At 58.1% G+C, this 1,055-nt stretch carries 1 protein-coding gene; it reads right to left on the reverse strand.

Translation table 11 applies throughout. The features are described 5' to 3' along the window. On the reverse strand, positions 1-1,055 hold a 1,055-nt coding region (locus tag QNM96_RS22890; protein WP_283839114.1), incomplete at both ends, for a transposase.

Here is a 1,055-nt window from a genome sequence, read left to right on the forward strand (position 1 = left end):
CGTCACCGTTCCAGACTTCAGGGCAAGCTGACTGTTGCCCGTCCGCCGAGACGACTGTTGGCCTCGACGGACATACCGCATTCCAATATTCTTCGCTGCGTTGTAATCTGCGTTCGCCTCCGACTCGCACTTCACACAGTGGAAGTCGTTGCGTGCCGGACGATTCTCGTCTGCCGTGAACCCACACTCGGCGCACCGTTTCGACGTGTACGCTGAACCAACTTGCTTCACCGAAACGCCCATCGCTTCGGCCTTGTACTCCACCTGTTCGTACAGCGTTCTGAACGCCCATTTGTGTCCCCACGATGCGCCTGTGCGATCGCGGATGTCTGTCAGGTCCTCGAATGTGATCACGTCGCACTCATACCGAAGTGCTTCGTCTACAATTGCATTCGACGCCTGGTGTAGCACGTCCCGGACGTACCGGAGTTCCCGGCCATTCGATTGTTCGAGCGTCCGGTGGGCGCTTCGCGTTCCGGTCTGTTGGAGTCCACCACGCACGTTCTCAAACTCACGGAGGTTATGGGTTAGCTCCCGTCCGCTGAAGAAGGAGGCGGTGCTGGTGACAGCGAGATTTTCGATACCAAGGTCAACCCCGAGGACCGTTCCGTCCTCGGCGGTGTTCCTCTCAGCATCGTTCTTGTGTCGGCGGAAGCCGATATGCAGGAAGTAGTCGCCGTCACGGGCGGTGAGCGTGCTTTCCGTAACGCTCCATGTGTCTGAATCGATGTACTGCCGTTGGTAGCCATCGTCGGCGTCGGGGAGAGCAAGCTGACATCGGACTCTGCTCTCCGTTGTGGAGAGCGACACAGTATCGTCCTCAAACAATGTCATGGTCCGGGTGTCGTACTTCACTGTGGGTGCAGTGAACGTTGGCTTGCTCACCTTCTTGCCTTTGGACCGCCGTTCGATACAGCCGGTGATGGCTTGGGCAGCTTGGTGGGTGGCGAGAATCGCGTGCTGACTACCGAGGTCGGTTTGTTCGCGTACATCACCGTAGGCGAGGGGTTGCACGTCGCTTTTGGCGTTGCATTTTTCCCACGCTATGTCAGTGG

Origin of the sequence: Halostagnicola sp. A-GB9-2, from assembly GCF_030068615.1 — an archaeon.
Classification (GTDB): Archaea; Halobacteriota; Halobacteria; order Halobacteriales; family Natrialbaceae; genus Halostagnicola.